We start from the raw sequence: 18,423 nt of genomic DNA, 5'->3' as shown, positions 1-18,423 counted from the left end.
TTAACCCCACAAGAAAACTATTAGTTCTCTTAATAGCTTAGATAACATCGTATATGCCTCTTCTATGCTATAAAAGTAGTTTTCAATATAGTATATTAAATTATTGCAGAAACCAGTATATAACCTGGAAATAATGAAGGTTACTTGATCTCTTCCTCCCATATAGGTAGGGTGTTTGAAACCAAGCGAAGTAAGTAGTAGATCCATAATAACTGAAGGATTTCTATCCATTACATATATAAAACCTATGTAGAGAAAGAGAAATGCTGAGCTTAAATATATCCATTTATGGGATCTTATGTTATCAGTAATCTTTAAAGCATCAAACTTAAAGCTTTGCCTAGGTATTAATGTGTTAAGAACTCTATCTCTGAGAGAATTATATATTATTGTCGATAGGGTAAGCCATATAGCTATCCATACAATATATGAAAGCCAAGTAATCTGAATAAGGTTTTCAATAAAAGACATTACTGGGAAAAGTAAACCATATACATAGAAGAACACGATAAATAGGATCGATCTAACATAGATTTTCTGAAACGGATCATTTCCTTTCAATAAATCATGAGCTTGAGAATATATTATTGTTTTTATACGGTTCTTAACAAAATCAATGTTTAAGAATACTGTATCACTTATTAAACCAGTTAAATAATTATCAATTATATAGTAAACTACAAATATTATCAAGGAGAATAGAACAAGTGATCCTACACGTGTAGAAATAAATGCTTCATAAAATGCTTGAAAAATACTTGGAGTTACAGATTCTATGTAGGAGTAAACATAGACAACCGTGGATGCTACAATATAGCTGATGAATAAATATGCGGTATAAACTCCTATAATTATTATTGTTGAGAAAAATAATGACTTAATAGATAAGAAATGTCTTCTACGAATAGATCGTTTCAACAAGACATCGGTTAATGTATATGAGAACAGTAACCATGCAGAAGCTATAACAGCAGTTGTAAAGATGCTGAGCCCTATAGCTTTTTCATATACAAGTAATCCACTTACTAAGACATAGTATAAACTTGACAAGTAGATTTTCCTGCTAACAATACCTATAAACCATAAGAGGATCAATATAAACGATATAGTTTGAGTAATGCTTGGTCTTATCATATAGCTGAGATTTACAAAGATATTCAAGAAATAAAGATTTAATAATAATACAACTACTAAGCTCAATCTTGACTGGAAAACGGGATCTCCGAATTTCTTTGCAAGGCTTTCAACGAATTCTCTACTAATATAATTTCTCATACTATCACAGCTCTATAAGATTCTATTAACCTATAAATCATAACATATATATCATCAGGTCCTACACTCACTACTCTAACACCTCTACGGCCAAGATATTCTCGTATCTGCTTACTCAAAACATACCTGTCAAGAGTTAAGCCTGAAAATATTGCGGATTCTAATCCCTTCAAATATTTCTCCTCATATAGTTCAGGAATTAATTGAACAATAAAGACTAAGTGACCTAAACTTCTAAGCTTATTTGATGCATTAATAAGTTCGTCAGCTTCGGATCTGTTGAGCAGTGTTGTTAAAACAAAAAATAATGTCTTTGCTCTCCTCGGCAGTTTTGATGCTTCATCAACTATTAGCCCACCTAGGCTTATACTCGGCTCTTTAGCATGCCAATCAATGTTTGATAGAGAATTAATTATTCTCATAAAGTGTATGCGTCCCCTACCATAGCCTGATCTAACTATTTTTTCGCCACGAATAACTACGCCAACCCAGTCTCCTCTTTCTAGTAGAATCTTGGAGAGACCAGCGGTTATTCTAGCCATATCCTCTAGTGGGGTACCACCTACTATTCCTCTCATAGAATCTGGAGATGCATCTATAATGAATACTACACTAAGATTTGCTTCACGCTCGAATTCTTTTACATATAGTTTTCTTAGCCGAGCAAAGCTTTTCCAATCAATTAATCTATAATCATCTCCTGGAAAATATTCTCGGAGCTCATAGAATTCTTGTCCAAGCCCTCTCATCCTCGCTTTACCTATTCCCAGCCCTCTCCTCGTCCAGATACCTATCATTCTCCTAGGAAAAGTTGCAGGTTTAGGTTTTACATATATTATTTTCTCTTCTGGATCAATAGTGGTCTTATAATTAAATAATCCAAGAGGATCCTTGACAATAATTTCTAAGCCACGAAAAAGATGCTTGCCAAGAACAGTTTCAACTATATATTCATATTCGAAACCACTATATGGAAGAAGAGTTGCAGATACGGTATTGCTTCCCTCAACTAGCTTGAAAAGACTGGGGTATAGATCATTTATGCTTACATAGAATAATGGTATACTCGAATTATTTCTAAAAACAAGTTTTATTCTTACCTTATTTCTTTCCATAGGGGGATCAAGAAACTCGCGTTTAATCTTTAATCGATATATTTGGCGAGCGGAAAGTTCAACTAGTATTCTTGTTCCGAGAATGATTGCTATAACAATTCCGACAACATATAGTGTATAAATTGTTATGGTTTTATTAAGCCAAATATCTAGAGATACTAGTAACCCGGCTAAACTCAGTAATACATATACATTAGATGTTGCAGAGACATCGTTTTCAAGCATTAGCTCGGCACACCTGGTGTTGGAACAGGTATTTCGTTTAATACATCTTCAATTATTTGATCCGTTGTTATAGCTTCAAATTCAGCTTCAGGCTTCAATATTATACGGTGTCTAAGAACAGGTTTGGCAACGAATTTGATATCGTCCGGAATAACATATGATCTCCCATCAATTAATGCATTAGCCTTACTCGTTAATAATAAGCTTATAGAAGCTCTTGGAGAACCACCTAAACGTACATGTGGGTGCTCTCGTGTTTTCTTAACTATCCTTACAATATAATCAATTAACTCCTCACTAACCCTAACTTTTGGAAGCATAGCCTTAATAGCTAATATTTCCTCAGCCGATGTAACGGGTGAAATTTCGAATTTTTCAATATAATGTATTCTTCTAAGAACTTCTTTTTCCTCATCAGTATCGGGATATGAAACAATTATTTTCAGAAGAAACCTATCCAGCTGAGCTTCAGGCAGTGGAAAAGTACCCTCCATCTCTATAGGGTTCATAGTTGCGATTACAATGAAAGGTTCGGGAAGCTTGAAAGTTATCCCTTCTATAGTAACTTGTTTCTCCTGCATCGCCTCTAACAAGGCAGACTGTGTTCTAGGGCTCGCTCTATTGATCTCGTCAAACAATACTATATTAGCGAATATAGGTCCTTTACGTGGCTTGAAATCGTTTATTCTTGGATCAAATACTAGTGTTCCAATAATGTCGCTTGGTAAAAGATCTGGTGTTGCTTGTATCCTAGAATATGATAAGCTAAGAGATCTAGCTATTGTTTTAGCAATAAGAGTCTTAGCTACTCCTGGAACCCCCTCCAATAATATGTGTCCACCAGCATATATTGATATTAAAATGTACTGTATAACATCTTTTTTACCAACAATAATCTTCGATACATTTTCCATAATTTTCTTCGATACACTCGATGCAAAAACAGGATCAAAGCCTTTATTTGATAAGGTATTTTGCATCCCTGAACCCTTCCTTCCTAAATATTGTGTATCCAAGTAGGTTTAGTAAATCCTCAACTAATAAAACATATTTAATCATTGTCTTTCTCCAATTAAACACTATGGGTAAATGACTTTTACCATTAATCTTTAGGTATATTCGGTACATCCATAATAGTTTTTTAAATTTCTTCTGATCCACTATGCCGAGTACACGTAGTTTATTATATGATTTACTAGCTAAAACTTCTTCGAGATCAAAATTCTTAACAATAATAAATGCTTGCCTTAACAATTCCCAGTATCTTTTTATCAATATTTTCTCCTTATTCTTCAGAAACTTTTTATCTAAGAGATTAGCTGTTATAATAGTCTCAATAATGATCTTATATTCTCTGACTTTCTCATGTTTAAACTCTGCTAATTTTTTAAGGTTAGATACGGATTTCATGAGGCCAATCAAGCCTAATATTGTTAATAATAATATGAGGGGGCCTAGAATACTGTATTGAGATATATATGCATCTATGAATTGATCAGCTTGTTCAAGGAAATTAGCAAACAATAGGAAAAGTATGCTTGAGTGAAAAGGTATTGTTTGCTGAATACTTTTTCTACGATATAAATAGTTAGGAATAATTACTCGTTTACCTTTTTCATCAGATAATTTTTTCACATAGTTATATACAATTTGTGAAACAGTTAAGTTTCGTCCCAGCTCGGTATTTATTAATGGAGAACTATCACTCATTACGAATAGTTTAGAACTAGGATACACTATAATAATCCCTGTTATCCATCCGTTAAAGCTAGTGTTTCCACGGGTTTTAAGAAAATACGCTATTTCTTCATCATCGATTTTACCATTAGAGTTTAGATCGAGAATACCATATGTGATAGAAACAATGTCCACAGGTCTATTTATTTTAGTATCATTAACAATAAAACTTGCCCAATTAAGACGAACATATTTTGTTTCATTATCTAGGGTTTTTATTATTGTGAACGGGTACTGAGGATCTTGAGTTAACATCGTATCCAGGATCATTGTTCCATTTACATGAATATTGAATCTATGTAACAAATTATTACTTGTAGTGTTCTCATCTAGTACAGCGATATTTATTTTTCCATCGAGGAAATATTTCTCTATTAAATCCAGATCCGTATTATCTGCTGATACTGATTTATCGGGACCTATAATAAGAAGTAACCCTCCCTTACTTAGCTCATTTATTAATTCATCATTATTATTAACTATTATGACATGGTATCCTTCATTTCTAAGTCTTTGAACAAGTATGCTTGTACCTGACCAGTCAAATGATAGAGGACTACAGGTTCCAACATATAATGCGGTCTCTACTTTAATAGCAATCCCTGGTATATAGAATGCTGCTAATAATCCTATTATTAGAAGAAATACCGTAAATAGTTTAAGCCTCAATAAGATCACCTATCTATATTTTTATTGATAGATAGACTTCTCAGTTCACGTTCTACCTTGCTAATTAAAGCTTCATCGACTTCATATTTGCCATAAACATTTTCCTCATAAATTCTTGTCACATATTTCCCAATATTTCTCAGATCTTCGATTCTTATTCTTCTTAATAGTTCACGCGGTGTTTCAGAAGGTTTTCTCTTATATCCATGCCTCTTTACAATACTATACCATTTATAGTATAGCATTATTGTTCGAGACAATGTTGTTTTTCCTATTCTAGCTTTTATAATCATTGTTTTCTCATCTATTTTTGTAATAAGGTAATCTAAGTATTGTCTTAGTGGTTGGCGAACATAATATAGTATAGTGAGAACAAGGGATCCTATAGTTACATAAAATACTATGCTGAAGTATTTGCCGAAGCTAAATGATGGAATAGTTGGGGGATTAAATACACTAGCATTATTGCCGCCAATATTGGGGAGATTGAAAATATTAACCGGCGGCTTTTCTTGTACTCCGCTTCCAAGGAGATTTCCTGGATTAAGATTTTCTGATCCACTAGTCTCTCTAACACCACCCCCATATTGCTTCATATAGTTGATGAGCTCAGAGATAAGATCATTATTCACTACTTCCCCATGTCTAAGCTTATAAGCGTCTTGGATGAGCGATTCATTATTTAGTAGCTTGCCTAGCTCATATAAATAATTAGTAAGATTAACTTCCATCCCATTTTCGGTTAGGTTTTGGATAGAATCAATTAGTGAGACAGTTTTCGCTAAATCCTTATTAGAGTTTAGATCATCACCGTATTTTGTTTTTAAATAATTATTTAACTCGTTCAACAAAGCATATGCTTTTTCATAATCGCCGTTTTGTATTGACTGATTTATTTCTGATACATATCTATCAACTATAGGATCATTTAATTGTTTGAGCAGGGAAAGCTGTTGTAGTAGTTTATTTTCATCTATAGGATAAGTATCTGTGGGTATGTATTTGTCATTTCTTTGAACACCTCCATATGTGATCATGGATGGGAAAATCATAAATACAAATACTATAAGAAAGAACCATACATGGATCCTCCTTGATACTATTCTGGTCATCATTATATTTTTCATCCACTCACTTATTTTACTTCTATCTATGTAAAATAATAAATTATACAAGTTATAATGATTAATGATTAATTTCATCAGGGTGGTTTAGATGAAACTATATGGTATGATTCATCTTCCGCCCCTTCCGAATTCTCCTCAATATAGTGGTGAAAAAATAGATGTTATACTAGAGTATGCGATCAATGAAGCTGAAAAGCTTGTAGAGGCCGGGTTTGATGGTGTAATTATTGAAAACTATATGGATTATCCATTCCCAGTGTACGAGAAAGACCCTGTTAAATTGGGGTTTATAGAGTATATTGCTAGAAGAATTAGAGAAGAATTCCCTAATATATTGATTGGCTTAAATATTTTAAGAAATAGTGGTTTAGAATCAATAGATATAGCTTGTAGAAATAACCTAGACTTTATACGTGTAAATGTTTATATGGAGACCGTTCTAGCACCTGAAGGCATAATTAAGCCTTTAGCCTATGAGATTATGAAGTATAAGATGCAGAAAAAATGCAATGTAAAAATCTATGCCGATGTAAATGTGAAACATTCACAGCCACTTATGAATTATACTATGGTTTTAAGAAATACGTGTAGTAGAGGATTAGTTGATGGAGTAATAGTTTCCGGAGAACATACAGGTTATGCAACACCTGTATCAAGGGTTTATGTAGCTAAGAGGATTTGTAATGGTAAAGAAGTCATTGTGGGTAGCGGGGTTAATTATCAAAATATAGGATTATATATTGGTTTAGCGGATGCGGTAATTGTTGGGACAAGTATAAAGAATGAAGGTATTACAACAAATCCCGTGAATCTTCAAAAAGCTATGTACTTAGTGGAACGAGTTAAGCGGGTTAAAAATAGGTTATTTTAGGGTTTAAGCATATATATTTGATTCTGATCTTCCAACTACTTCTTTAAGCAATGCTTCAATTATCTCCTTAGCTTGTTCCTTATTGATCCTAGCATATTTTACGAGATATTCAACTAGCTTCTCTCTACCCCATCCTTCCTCGAGATGCTTCTTCACCAGGGATAAAAGCTCGAGGAATAATTTAGACTTGTATTTCTCCTCTAATCCTAGCTCTCTAATAATAGCATTTATAGCTGCTAAATGCATTGCCAATGCATCGTTGAACTCGTTTTTGCCTAGCGTCTTAACACTTAGATCAACTACTATAGTAGGAACAGCTTCATCACCTACTAATACATATTTTATCATGGGAGCAATACTTAGTCTCAACAATTTATAGTATAGAAGCAATCTTTCATTTTTAGACATAGTAATTGTTTCAAAATCTAGTGGTGTCTGTAATCTTACGACGCCTATTACATCGTCGCAACTAATATATATTGATATAGGAAACATTGGATTAACAGCCTTATATACTCCATTCTCTTCTTCAACTTCCCATGGAAAATCTATAAGTTTCTTGGAGTTAGGAGAACCCTGCTTTAACCATTGTATAATTTTTCCGAGTGCTTTACTACAATTAGACATATTTGTAACCACCACGCAAAAGAAGCGATTTATGAATAGTTTCTTAATAATAAACAATATACCTATTCATAAATATAAGTTATGTATTATATAGTTTGTCGAGGTACTCATAACTAGTCCATTCAGGATTAGTCTCAGCTTTTCTGCATACTTCATCTATGAGTTTTTCTAGTGCATCTAATGGTTCATAGCCTTCTTTAAATACTAGATCATACATTCTTCTATAATGTTCTGTTACTTCTTTATAGTATTGTTTTAATAGTTTCCATGGAGGCTCTACTTCTTCGCCAATCCCGACTCCTGGACAGTAGGGGTCTACATATATCTTATTAGGATTGCTGGGCGAAGCTGGAATAAATGGGTATAATCGACATCTTAGTGGCCTAGCCGGGTATATTTTACAAGTTGGAATACCATTACTGTGTTCGAGGAACGCGCATTTTCCATCCCCCATTCCTCGAAGAGCAGGTATAGCGATCATATCTGCTATAATGGCTATAACATATTTACCTCTAAGCTCTCTCCAATCAACATTCATGTATCTAGCTATTCTACATATATCATACGCTGTCAAAGCAACATTTGGCCCGGTACTGCAGCATCTACCGCTTCTTCTGCATCTATAACGTATTTTATCTCCAAGTTTAAGCACATAATACCTAGTCAAAGCAGTTACCTCTCTCACTACCTACCACAAAATCCTCTAAAAGGACACGTACTACATCCAGATCCATATTGTTCCTCCGAGTAAATAATCATTAGTTCTTCGTCATCGTCAAGAATAATGCCAGGAGGAACCTTGTTTTCATCAGTATTTTCTTTTTTCTTCTTTTTCTTATCGATAAGCTTAAACATGGAATATTCCCTCCTCAAGTTATGGTATTGTTTAGAGCCCGTAATATATCATGCCTAAGTTTTAATCATATCAATTAATATTTAGGCTCTTCCCATAGAGTGCTTCTTCTCCGAAGAACATAGATCAAAATAGTTATTAGTGGAATTATTAGGAAAAAGATTAAGAGTAATAAATTATTTTGTGCAAAAATGTTGTTAGAATTAATGTTTTCTTCTAAATATTTCACCTTAACATAGTTGCTAAGTGCTTTTTGATACTCGCTTGTTCCATTAAATGCAGCAATAAACGTTGTTGTTTCTGCAAAGCTATATGTTATTGTTAAGACTGCGTATCCAGTTGAATTAGTTATTGCTGATCCAATATATACTAGCTTATTATTATTTATAATATAGAAATCTATTGTAGCATTAGCAATAGGGGATAACTTATAATCTACTAGTCTTGCAGTTAACAATATTGTTTCATACTTTCCAACCTTGGTTGTATTGGTTAACAATAATAAGAGAGTCTGTATCTTAGATACTCTTAAAAGTACTGTATCACTATATGCATCACTATAAATTTGCCTATAACTATCCTTTCCGGGAGCACTATATTTTGCTTTAAGCAAGTATGTTCCAGAATTGTTGAGAGATATATAGAAATATGCTATACCGTATTGATCAGTATAGTTTACGGCAAGCTTGCTCCAATTAACTCCATTCATACTAATCCATAGTTCAATGCATTGTTGAGCAAGTGATTCGATATATGGGAGGAGAGTATTGAGCCTGGCTCTAACAAGTATTTTTTCTTTTACATAAGCATTCTTTGGGGCTTCTAGGAGTAGAAATGTTTTAACAGGAATTATTCTGATTTCAACGTAATTGCTTATAGCTCCGCTAAAGGTTATGTTTCCATAATATATAGCTCTATAAGTATAATTGCCTGCGTAAGGTTCATATATTTTGAAGATAGTACGACCTCTTGTATCAGTAATATTTTTCTCGACAGTTATCCAAGTATTATTAATTTGTTTCTGAAGATAAATAGTGGCTTGTCTTATAGATGCTTTATTAGAATATAAATAAGCTACTAATGTGAGAATTGAATTAACATATGCTTCACTCCTATTGCTCGCTAACGATAATTTTGTAGATGTTAATGCTATTGTTAAACTGAAATTATTCATGGAAGGATTATATACATGGTCTTTGCCCTCGAAGAGGAGCCTGTAATTATAGATTCCACTTTTATCCTCGATCCATGACAAGTATACAATACCGTTTTCATCAGTTGTATTATGGGATATTTTAATCCACGTATTATTAACTAGTTTTTCGAGCCAGATCAAACTGTTTCCTATAGGTCTATTATTTTCGTCTACAAGTTTTGCTGATATATGGATAGGTTTTTTGGTTACTCCACTGATCGGTTTATTTATTATTATAATATGTGTGTTTAGTTTTTTAACATGTATAATTATGGTATTTGTAACTGTTTGTATAAATGTTGCGTTTCCTTCATAACGAACTCTAAAAATATAGGTTTCATTACTTGTGAATCTATAAATTAATGATGCGTAGCCATTAGAATCTGTATTTGTCATATTTACTATTGTCCACGAATTCCGCGTTGTATTATATAGTTCCAAATATACTTTTGCGTTTCTTACTGGGCCAACCATTCCATTATATGTGTAATTAAGACCTATTGTGAATACTACAGCTTCATAGACTTTTACATCTGTACTATTTGTTTCAGTCTCTATATGTGTAGGGGTTCTATATATTGATAGAGATATTATGTTTGATTCTGCATTGAATAATAATTTTTTAAAGCTTCCACTATAATTTGCTTTTAGCAGATATGCGCCGTTGGATAAGAAAATATAAGTATAGTTTAGATATCCGTTTTGATCGGTGGTTCCCGAGAAGATCTTATGCCAAGTTACCCCGTTATCAGAACTTAACCAAACATCTATTCTCTCCCCACTAACCGGGATACCTCTGTTCTTTAAAAATAGTTTAATAGATATATTAATTGGTTCAATAGTGTAGAAACTAGTTTTTGACACATTAATATATAGTGCTGTTACACCGTATACTCTTACTTGTAATATATTGTTCGATATAGTATATTGTGATATATTATCACCGGGGTATACAGCGATATAGTAATATATTCCATTTATAGGTTTTGAAAGAATTATCTCGGCTGAACCATTCGAGTCGGTGATTGATGAACCTATATATGTCCAGTTCATGCGATCACTGCTTTCATAGAATAGGATCTGTTTATGTATTAGTGGTTGCCCAGTATCATTTAGAAATAGAGTTGCAGTAATTCTAAACGATTCGTTATTCATTACCATTTGTGGACCGGATAAATATAGTTTTACAGGTTCTCCTATGGGTACTTTTACATATACTGGTCCTTCAACAATGTTTTCCTGAGAAATATTATGTAGGTCTCTAGGATCTCGAGTATAAATTATGCTGACAAACCATTGCCAATCATCTTGTAAAGAATAATTACCATTAATTATGTTAACATGCCTCGATACATGTGCATAGCCATTTAGATTAGTTGTTGTAGTTATAACCTGCTTATACAGATACACTCCAGTACTGTTCCGATAATATATGATTATGAGGCCATATTTTGCAATGTTAGGAGAAGAAGCTGCTGTAGAGTTTATCCATACATAGCTACCATTAACAAATTTTGCTGTGAGACCTGGCCCAATAACTAGTTTAAATCTTCCACCAAAAGAATCCTCTGTTGCTCGTTTAACTGCTACATAGTAAATATGATTATTTATAGATTCAGTTGGGGGAGGCACTATATAGGTTATTTTATCAAGAACTCCGTATCCATCCACTGTATGATTTAATAATTGGGCATCCCAGCTATTAGTATTCAGTAAATATATGTCGGCATCAAGATTAGTCTTTACAGGATCATTTGAGTAAGAGGTTATCCTCACACCAAACCTAGATACAAGTTCATGCTCATTAATTTTCAATGTAAATCTTTCAAAATGCACAGGAATACCAACAACCGAGTTTCCAAATAATATATCTTCTTTCATAAAATACTTTGTTATATTATATATTATCCCATTTCTAAGATTGCCACTATATATTATTGCTGGGACATTATCTTTGTTTAAACTATAATCATATGTATAACTATTTCTTAACCCATAAAGATATAGAAGATAGTCTCTCAACATAACAGTATAGTTAACCGCCGCATATGCATCTAATACGCCGAAACCTTCATAGATATCTTTTAATCCATGATCAAGGCTTGGACTATACTGGTTTCTAACTAGATCATAGGATACTGTTCCATTAAGTGTTCTTATTAGAGGATATGTTTCGTAGCATGAACTTTCAATTATTTCCTTTATCAACATACTTGCTCCAATACCATAGTCTTCAACAATTCTATCCCAGAGACTAAGATTTGATGATGTATTAGTTGATCTAAGAATGCTTATAAGTATTGCAGCAACACCAGCCACCATTGGCGCTGAAATACTCGTACCCATAGATGCTTCGTAATCTAATGGTTCAGTATCAATAATGGATATGTTCTTATTTGCCATGCTATAGAATGGGGTATCTCCCTCATTATTTGAGTCACTAGTATATATCATGTGGTCATAGTCTCCTCCAGGCGCTAATAGGTCAGGTTTTGATACGTTATAGATAGAACTATATCCGCCAATTGTTGTATAATATGTTATATTATTGAATCCGTTAACAGCTCCAACACTTATAACCCATGGAAAACTAGCTGGATAAATACCGGTAGCGTTCAAGCCTTCTCTTACACCATAGTTCCCAGTAGAAGAAACAATTACTATGCCTTGTTCAACTATATTCTTCGTTGCTTCTTCCATAGATGCGGAGTATATTGTTGATGATAAACTAATGCTTACAACACTAATATTATATATATCCTTAACCCTGCTAATCTCATCTAGCGCGTTTAGAACATATGAGAGATAAATTTTTCCCTGTTTATCAGCTACTCTAAATATAGCAATGTTTGCTTCCGGAGCAACACCAGTACTAATCGGGTATTTGTCTCTAGATATTATTGATGGAACACTTGCATTAAACCATAAATAGATATTTGATGAATTATGACGTAATCCTATAACATAGTTTCCATGATCATCTTTGCTGGTTACATTGTATGTTAAAAGTGTTTCAGCATTTACGTATAGGTTTCCATCTGGATCACTTATATGGTTGATTTTCCAAGAACTATTTGAGCATACGTATTCTAAATCATTATTCTTGATCGCTTCTAAGACGTTTTCATAATTTATTGTCTTATACAGGTATGCTTCATATGAGTAGCTATTATTATAGGGTGCAATGTATACCTTGACCTTTAACTCCCCCATACTATATACTGGGATAGGAGTTGGCAAAATTGTTATGTAGTCTTGATTCTCCGTATTAGATATATTAAAGGGTCCTTTGGATAGTATTAAGTTTCCATTGGACCCATTGTTTTCACCAATAATAACAGACGCTACATGCGTTCCATGATCTAATTCGTCTCTTAATGGATCAACACCGGTTAATGTTGCGTTATAGGAATAAATTATTTTGCTACGATTAATTCCTGGAGCATTTACATTTATACCAGTATCTATTAATGCTATAGTAACATATTTACCCTTAAAACCTAGATTCCATATTCTTGGTCTAATGTTTACTTGTCTAGTAGCATAGTGTAGATCAGGGGTCATCCTAGTATCTTCTTCAATAAATAATAGGTCTGAGTATCCATCTAGATCATAATCTGTTCTGATAAGAGCTTCTTTGAGTGATTGGAGATTATTGCGGGGAATCTCTATTGCAATACCGTTTAAAACATTTCTCCATGGTCCACCTATTATTTTTCCGCCTAATGTTTGGATTAGTTTGAGATGATAACTACTAATTCTTGTTGAGAATACAATTATTGCTCTAACAATTTTGTTTTGATTATTGAGAAGCTTATCACTAATATAGTCGTGATCTCTATCTTTCAATGTAAACCAAGCTTTAGGCAAATATTTTTTATAAATAGGTTTTTCATTGTCTACAACATAATAGGTAATATATATGGTGCTGTGAATAACTATTATTATAATCAATATTGTGGAGGCAAAGCCTGTATTAAAATGCATTATATTGCATCCCCAACCATGTCAGCAGACAATTTCGCGGGTTACCCATGATTTTATTTATGATATAAAATGTAAAAATTATTTACTTGTTTAAATAAGTCTTCACATGGATCTCTAATGGATTATTTATTACATAGTTTAGAGTTTTTATAATGTTTATTGGTGAGACAGTTTTCTTTTCATGTAGGAGGTAATCTCCTACTAATCCATTAATATATGCTCCTACACATGCAGATATGAATGGATTATTGGTTTTAGCTAGTATAGATGCAACTATGCCTGTGAGGACATCTCCTGTCCCACCGATTGACATGTATGGGTTTCCTGTTTTGTTAAGCTTGATTTGGTACCCGTCACTAATAATATCTATTGGTGCTTTGAGAAGAATGGTTGCATTTAGTGTTTTTGCAGCTTCAACTACTTTTTCCATATCCTCTACAGGTTTTCCAGATAAGGCTATGTTTGTGAATGCTTTGAATTCTCCTCTATGGGGAGTTAGAACTGTTCTTCCATTAAATATTGTTTTTCCAAATTCTATTGTGCGTAATGCATCAGCATCTATTACAAGATTAATGTTTCTCCTCAACAATTCATCAATAATCTTCTTAGTTGCTTCAAGTGTTTCCGGTAATCTGCCGAGACCAGGACCTATAACTACTACATGTGGACGTATCTCCTCAATATATTTAAGAATAGTTTCAACATGTCTCGGTTCCAAGTATTCTCCTTCATAGGGGAGCGTTATTAGCTCCGGTGAATAAGAAGCTATAATATTTCTCACACTGCTCGGCACTATTATAAAAGCTAGATCAGATCCTGCCTCTAATGCTGCGAGACCCGATAAAGCTGGTGCGCCAGTAAATCTATAGCTTCCACCAATAACCGCTATTTTCCCTGCCATTCCCTTATGAGTATCTGGTTTGCGTGGAGGAATATTGTATAAAACATCTCCTGGTCCAACATATGTTTGTGCTTCTGGGGGAATACCAATATTTGCAACAATTATCTCGCCAGTTATGTCAGGGTTTTTTAAGAGACCAGGCTTAACATCATGGAACGTCACAGTAACGTCTGCTTTGAAAGCTACTCCATGTATCTCACCAGTATCGGGATTTAAGCCTGTAGGTGTGTCTATTGCTAATTTAAGCTTTGCATTAGTCTTGTTTGCTTCTTCAACAAGTGTTTTTATAGGTTCTCGAAGAGAGCCCTTAACTCCTGTACCTAGTAATCCATCAATTATTATGTCAGCATTTCTAATAGGATCAATTGTTCCAGGTTTATGAATAATTATCGAGTCCATTCTAGAAACTATTTGGTAATTTTCACGAGTATCCGGGTGATTTATGAGTTCGGGTCTATATGCTGGAACAATTTCTACATGATAGCCCTTGCTAGCTAAGTATCTAGAAGCCACCAGTGAATCACCGCCATTTCCGCCTCTACCCATCAATACGACTGTTTTATCAGCCTCTTTTGGGGAGATGCGCGAGGCAATTGTATCAGCTACACTTTTACCAGCAGCCTCCATTAGCCTAATAAGAGGAATACCTAATCCTATAGTGTTTGTTTCGAGAACTCTCATCTCATTAACTGTTATAACCAAAGAGATCAACCCCATAATTTTGTCTAACATATATCATGCTATTCCACATTATCCCTAGATAAATTCAAACATATAATACTTGTATTTATTTTCCGTAGCTTCCAGAAATTTATGTCAACGATTTATTTTTACTACGTGGCGAATAGGATTGTTATCGGGAACTATTTCAATATAATTTTTTCTAGCCCGTTCAATTTTTTTGAAATAATCTTTGGGGATCACTAGTAATCGACCATATGGTGTATTAATACTGCATTTTTCCGCAGTAATTTCTCCTCTTAGATCAATACATGCTTCCTTGAAAAGCTCTATATCACCCGTTCTTAAAGCTGTAGCAAATATTACCCAACTTTCTAGTCTAGTTGACGGAAACCCCGCTATCACTACATTATTTGTTTCTAGAAAGAACTTGTATGTAGATGTATTGATTAAATCCAAAACTACTGGAACAGCTTCAGAATTTCTATTTATGAAAACGTTGAATCCTCCATAAAACATTGTCTTGATAATAGCATTTGTGAGGAAATCAGATGAGTATATATTGCCCTCAGCAATATTCATACATATTCTCTCTATTCTACTAGGTAGTAACTGTTTAGGAATATTATTGATTATTCTTTTTTCATTCCTTCCCAACAAAATATTAACTCTATAGTTAAGTATGGGGAACAAAACTACTCCTTCATGGTGTACAGTATGGAAATATCCTAGAACTATTATTGCTGGACAACTAAATAATTGCTGATAGATCCATTTATTCAACAACTACCCGCCTCAGTCAATTGTTCCAGTTTGTTCCATCGTTCCAAGCCTGAAACGGTTCCAGCACTATTGACTGTATCATGATATCCCTTTTATAAACTGAACTATAAAGTAATCCAACAGAGTCTGGAAGGAAAAGGAGGGATGAATCATGATAAGCAACACATACCTCAAAATTGCTGGATTAATCCTAATAGTATTGGTAACGTTATCAATGATCTCAGTGTCAGCATCACTTGTACTGGCCGACGAGGAACAAGAAAGAAAAGGAGAAGATGAAAATATTACGGTAAGATTCAACTTAACAATACCATTTAGTGAAGCATTAGATCTAGCATATACTGTTAGAAATGTTTCGTATCCAATGTTTGAATGGGGACAAGCACAAAACATAACATTAGCAAACATGCTACTCAAACATGGAGATTACCTCTTGGAGAAAGCAATCAATATGAGCAGTACAAACGAGACAAAAGCAACAATTCTAGCATTAGCTGCTGCAGCAATATATAGTAGAGCACCTATAGTAGCATATCCAGTGCTCGGGAAAACTATTAGGAGTAATCTAGGAGAAAACCATACATTAACAAATAATACAGTTTTAGCAGTAATAGGGAAAGCTAAAGAAATAAAGGATCTAGTTAGTGAAGCTAAGAATATCTCTGAACAATTCAATGTGACTCCTCTAAGAATAGTTGATTTCATAGTTGCTGATGCAACTGGAAAGATAAATACTAGCTTACAATTATTAAAGATGAACTATACGGGGCGCGCACTAAGCTATGCTGTGAGAGCATATCATGAATACATAAGAGCATATGCATGGGTAATTAAATCAGTATTCATTGAAAAACTAAACCTTGGCGAGACACAAAGAATTACTGAGAAAATAATCGTTAGGAAAGTAGATAGGAAAGTTATGGAGAAACTAATTGAGCACATGCCTGGATGGATCAAATCGAAAATAATGGAAAAACTCAGAAAAGGTGTGATCAAAGATATTGAAGACCTAAGAAAACATATTAGATTAATGGTTGAAACATACAAGGAAAGATTCAATAATATGACTGCAAACTATATAACTAAAACAGTTGTTTTAGTGATAATCACCGGCTCCAAGTTGCCAGGCCCACAGGGACAAGCAATTAGAGAATGGAGACTTAAACATAGATTAAACAATATGTGGTCATTATACAGCTATATAAGAACAATAGTGAAGAATGTTCAAAACGAAACCAATGCTACCGGAATAAATTTACTAAAACAAGTATTGAACCAGTTAGAGATAAACATAGAAAATGACACAGGTGTACACGTAAATCTTACACATATATTAAACATGGTAATCACAATACATATAATGCATCACGGTCACGGCCATCATTAATCAAAATATTTTTTCTGGTCACTCATTTTTACTACTATATGGTGATTTAGTATGCGTAAGTATGTTGTTTCAACTTTATTAATAGTTATATTCTTAGTATTAGGTACTAGTATTTATTGTAACGCACAAAGCATGGAGGATAGTGTTAAGGGAATAGATATTAAGATAGTATATGATCCATACACGGATTATGGAATAGTGACTTACGAGATATTGTTTTCTAATACAATGGAAAATGCAATGATAAATCTACCACTTGTAGCAGACAACATTAATAATATCATAAATGTTACGGGAAGCGAGGGACAAGTATTTCCATACACTTACATTGATGAAAACACATCAATAACAATATTGTTCAACAACACGAATACATTAACAATAACTTATGAAATATCAGGGTTCATGAATGAAGTAGGAATAAATGCCTATAGCGGAATATTAGATTTATCTCCGCTGAGCGGGATAAATGTTTCTGTCGAAATAGTGTTGCCTGATATTTTCAATGTTTCAACTGATCCAGATAATAGTTATGTAGAATACGACAATGGATTAACAATTATAAAAATAAATAATCCAGACATTTACGCAATATATATCGAGAAATCATTATTTGCAACAACTACGACCGCAACCACCACTACAACAACGGCTACGACAACATCATCTATCCTGTCACCACCTATTACCTCCACAACATCGCCTACTGCTACTACAACTACAACTGCTCCACCTCCAACTACAACCACTACGACTACAACCACGACTACGACTTCTCCAAGTACTCTATCACCTGGAGGAACTCTTGGATTATCCCCGTTCATGATAGGATTGATCATTGTTGTCTTAGCAGTTGCAGTATTGATTGCCTTATTATTAAGGAGATAGATAAAATAAAGAAATATTTTTTATTAATGTACAAACATATTGTTTTAATACTTATTGCAATAAACACTATTTTGGTATGTTAAAATTAAAGTTAGAACTGTG

Annotated in this window: 14 protein-coding genes; 3 read left to right on the top strand and 11 right to left on the bottom strand. The window is 33.7% G+C overall.

Annotated elements, in window-relative coordinates:
- Genes SMAR_RS02230 through SMAR_RS02210 form a run of 5 tightly spaced genes read right to left on the bottom strand, consistent with a single transcriptional unit; the run spans position 1 to position 6,136 of the window.
- Positions 1-1,275 carry a hypothetical protein gene (locus SMAR_RS02230; RefSeq protein WP_011838744.1) on the bottom strand — a complete coding sequence of 425 codons (1,275 nt, stop codon included), beginning with the start codon at positions 1,273-1,275 and terminating at the stop codon, positions 1-3.
- On the bottom strand, positions 1,272-2,615 hold the full coding sequence (locus tag SMAR_RS02225) for a DUF58 domain-containing protein (RefSeq protein ID WP_011838743.1): 1,344 nt from the start codon (positions 2,613-2,615) through the stop codon (positions 1,272-1,274). The genes SMAR_RS02230 and SMAR_RS02225 overlap by 4 nt, the downstream gene beginning before the upstream one ends.
- Positions 2,615-3,595 (bottom strand): AAA family ATPase, encoded by a 981-nt coding sequence (locus SMAR_RS02220; RefSeq protein WP_011838742.1) that lies wholly within the window; start codon positions 3,593-3,595, stop codon positions 2,615-2,617. Before SMAR_RS02220 ends, SMAR_RS02225 begins: the two co-directional genes overlap by 1 nt.
- Entirely contained in the window at positions 3,573-5,030 is a 1,458-nt protein-coding gene (locus tag SMAR_RS02215) for a hypothetical protein (RefSeq protein ID WP_244372461.1), read from the bottom strand. Before SMAR_RS02215 ends, SMAR_RS02220 begins: the two co-directional genes overlap by 23 nt.
- Positions 5,027-6,136, bottom strand: coding sequence for a DUF4129 domain-containing protein (locus SMAR_RS02210; RefSeq protein WP_244372460.1), 1,110 nt, complete (start codon positions 6,134-6,136; stop codon positions 5,027-5,029). The genes SMAR_RS02215 and SMAR_RS02210 overlap by 4 nt, the downstream gene beginning before the upstream one ends.
- 100 nt (positions 6,137-6,236) lie before the next feature.
- On the opposite strand from SMAR_RS02210, the gene SMAR_RS02205 reads away from it, so the two are divergent.
- A complete protein-coding gene (locus SMAR_RS02205) occupies positions 6,237-7,019 on the top strand; it encodes a BtpA/SgcQ family protein (protein ID WP_011838739.1) in 783 nt (260 codons plus the stop codon).
- A gap of 3 nt (positions 7,020-7,022) precedes the next feature.
- On the opposite strand, the gene SMAR_RS02200 is transcribed toward SMAR_RS02205, so the two are convergent.
- From SMAR_RS02200 to SMAR_RS02180, 6 genes are all read right to left on the bottom strand, one after another.
- Positions 7,023-7,646 (bottom strand): DUF8183 domain-containing protein, encoded by a 624-nt coding sequence (locus SMAR_RS02200; RefSeq protein ID WP_011838738.1) that lies wholly within the window; start codon positions 7,644-7,646, stop codon positions 7,023-7,025.
- 79 nt (positions 7,647-7,725) lie between these two features.
- Positions 7,726-8,313, bottom strand: coding sequence for a YkgJ family cysteine cluster protein (locus tag SMAR_RS02195; protein ID WP_011838737.1), 588 nt, complete (start codon positions 8,311-8,313; stop codon positions 7,726-7,728).
- A gap of 17 nt (positions 8,314-8,330) precedes the next feature.
- Positions 8,331-8,501 carry a hypothetical protein gene (locus SMAR_RS08515; RefSeq protein ID WP_169696926.1) on the bottom strand — a complete coding sequence of 57 codons (171 nt, stop codon included), beginning with the start codon at positions 8,499-8,501 and terminating at the stop codon, positions 8,331-8,333.
- A gap of 74 nt (positions 8,502-8,575) precedes the next feature.
- On the bottom strand, positions 8,576-13,681 hold the full coding sequence (locus tag SMAR_RS02190; protein ID WP_011838736.1) for a S8 family serine peptidase: 5,106 nt from the start codon (positions 13,679-13,681) through the stop codon (positions 8,576-8,578).
- 82 nt (positions 13,682-13,763) lie between these two features.
- Complete coding sequence (locus SMAR_RS02185; protein WP_011838735.1) at positions 13,764-15,284, bottom strand: bifunctional ADP-dependent NAD(P)H-hydrate dehydratase/NAD(P)H-hydrate epimerase; 1,521 nt, start codon at positions 15,282-15,284, stop codon at positions 13,764-13,766.
- A gap of 114 nt (positions 15,285-15,398) precedes the next feature.
- Positions 15,399-16,046 carry a hypothetical protein gene (locus tag SMAR_RS02180; RefSeq protein WP_011838734.1) on the bottom strand — a complete coding sequence of 216 codons (648 nt, stop codon included), beginning with the start codon at positions 16,044-16,046 and terminating at the stop codon, positions 15,399-15,401.
- 151 nt (positions 16,047-16,197) lie between these two features.
- On the opposite strand from SMAR_RS02180, the gene SMAR_RS02175 reads away from it, so the two are divergent.
- On the top strand, positions 16,198-17,433 hold the full coding sequence (locus SMAR_RS02175; RefSeq protein ID WP_011838733.1) for a hypothetical protein: 1,236 nt from the start codon (positions 16,198-16,200) through the stop codon (positions 17,431-17,433).
- A 51-nt stretch (positions 17,434-17,484) separates the two neighbouring features.
- A complete protein-coding gene (locus tag SMAR_RS08510; protein WP_011838732.1) occupies positions 17,485-18,321 on the top strand; it encodes a hypothetical protein in 837 nt (278 codons plus the stop codon).
- Positions 18,322-18,423: the final 102 nt, after the last annotated feature.

Origin of the sequence: Staphylothermus marinus F1, from assembly GCF_000015945.1 — an archaeon.
In the GTDB taxonomy this organism is placed as follows: Archaea; Thermoproteota; Thermoprotei_A; order Sulfolobales; family Desulfurococcaceae; genus Staphylothermus; species Staphylothermus marinus.
This window is presented reverse-complemented; position numbering and strand designations above follow the sequence as displayed.

Coding starts and splice junctions, on each gene's coding strand:
- SMAR_RS02220 (WP_011838742.1), bottom strand. CDS start 3,595: ATGCAAAATACCTTATCAAATAAAGGCTTTGATCCTGTTTTTGCATCG.
- SMAR_RS02225 (WP_011838743.1), bottom strand. CDS start 2,615: ATGCTTGAAAACGATGTCTCTGCAACATCTAATGTATATGTATTACTG.
- SMAR_RS08515 (WP_169696926.1), bottom strand. CDS start 8,501: ATGTTTAAGCTTATCGATAAGAAAAAGAAGAAAAAAGAAAATACTGAT.
- SMAR_RS02205 (WP_011838739.1), top strand. CDS start 6,237: ATGAAACTATATGGTATGATTCATCTTCCGCCCCTTCCGAATTCTCCT.
- SMAR_RS08510 (WP_011838732.1), top strand. CDS start 17,485: ATGCGTAAGTATGTTGTTTCAACTTTATTAATAGTTATATTCTTAGTA.
- SMAR_RS02190 (WP_011838736.1), bottom strand. CDS start 13,681: ATGCATTTTAATACAGGCTTTGCCTCCACAATATTGATTATAATAATA.
- SMAR_RS02200 (WP_011838738.1), bottom strand. CDS start 7,646: ATGTCTAATTGTAGTAAAGCACTCGGAAAAATTATACAATGGTTAAAG.
- SMAR_RS02230 (WP_011838744.1), bottom strand. CDS start 1,275: ATGAGAAATTATATTAGTAGAGAATTCGTTGAAAGCCTTGCAAAGAAA.
- SMAR_RS02175 (WP_011838733.1), top strand. CDS start 16,198: ATGATAAGCAACACATACCTCAAAATTGCTGGATTAATCCTAATAGTA.
- SMAR_RS02210 (WP_244372460.1), bottom strand. CDS start 6,136: ATGATGACCAGAATAGTATCAAGGAGGATCCATGTATGGTTCTTTCTT.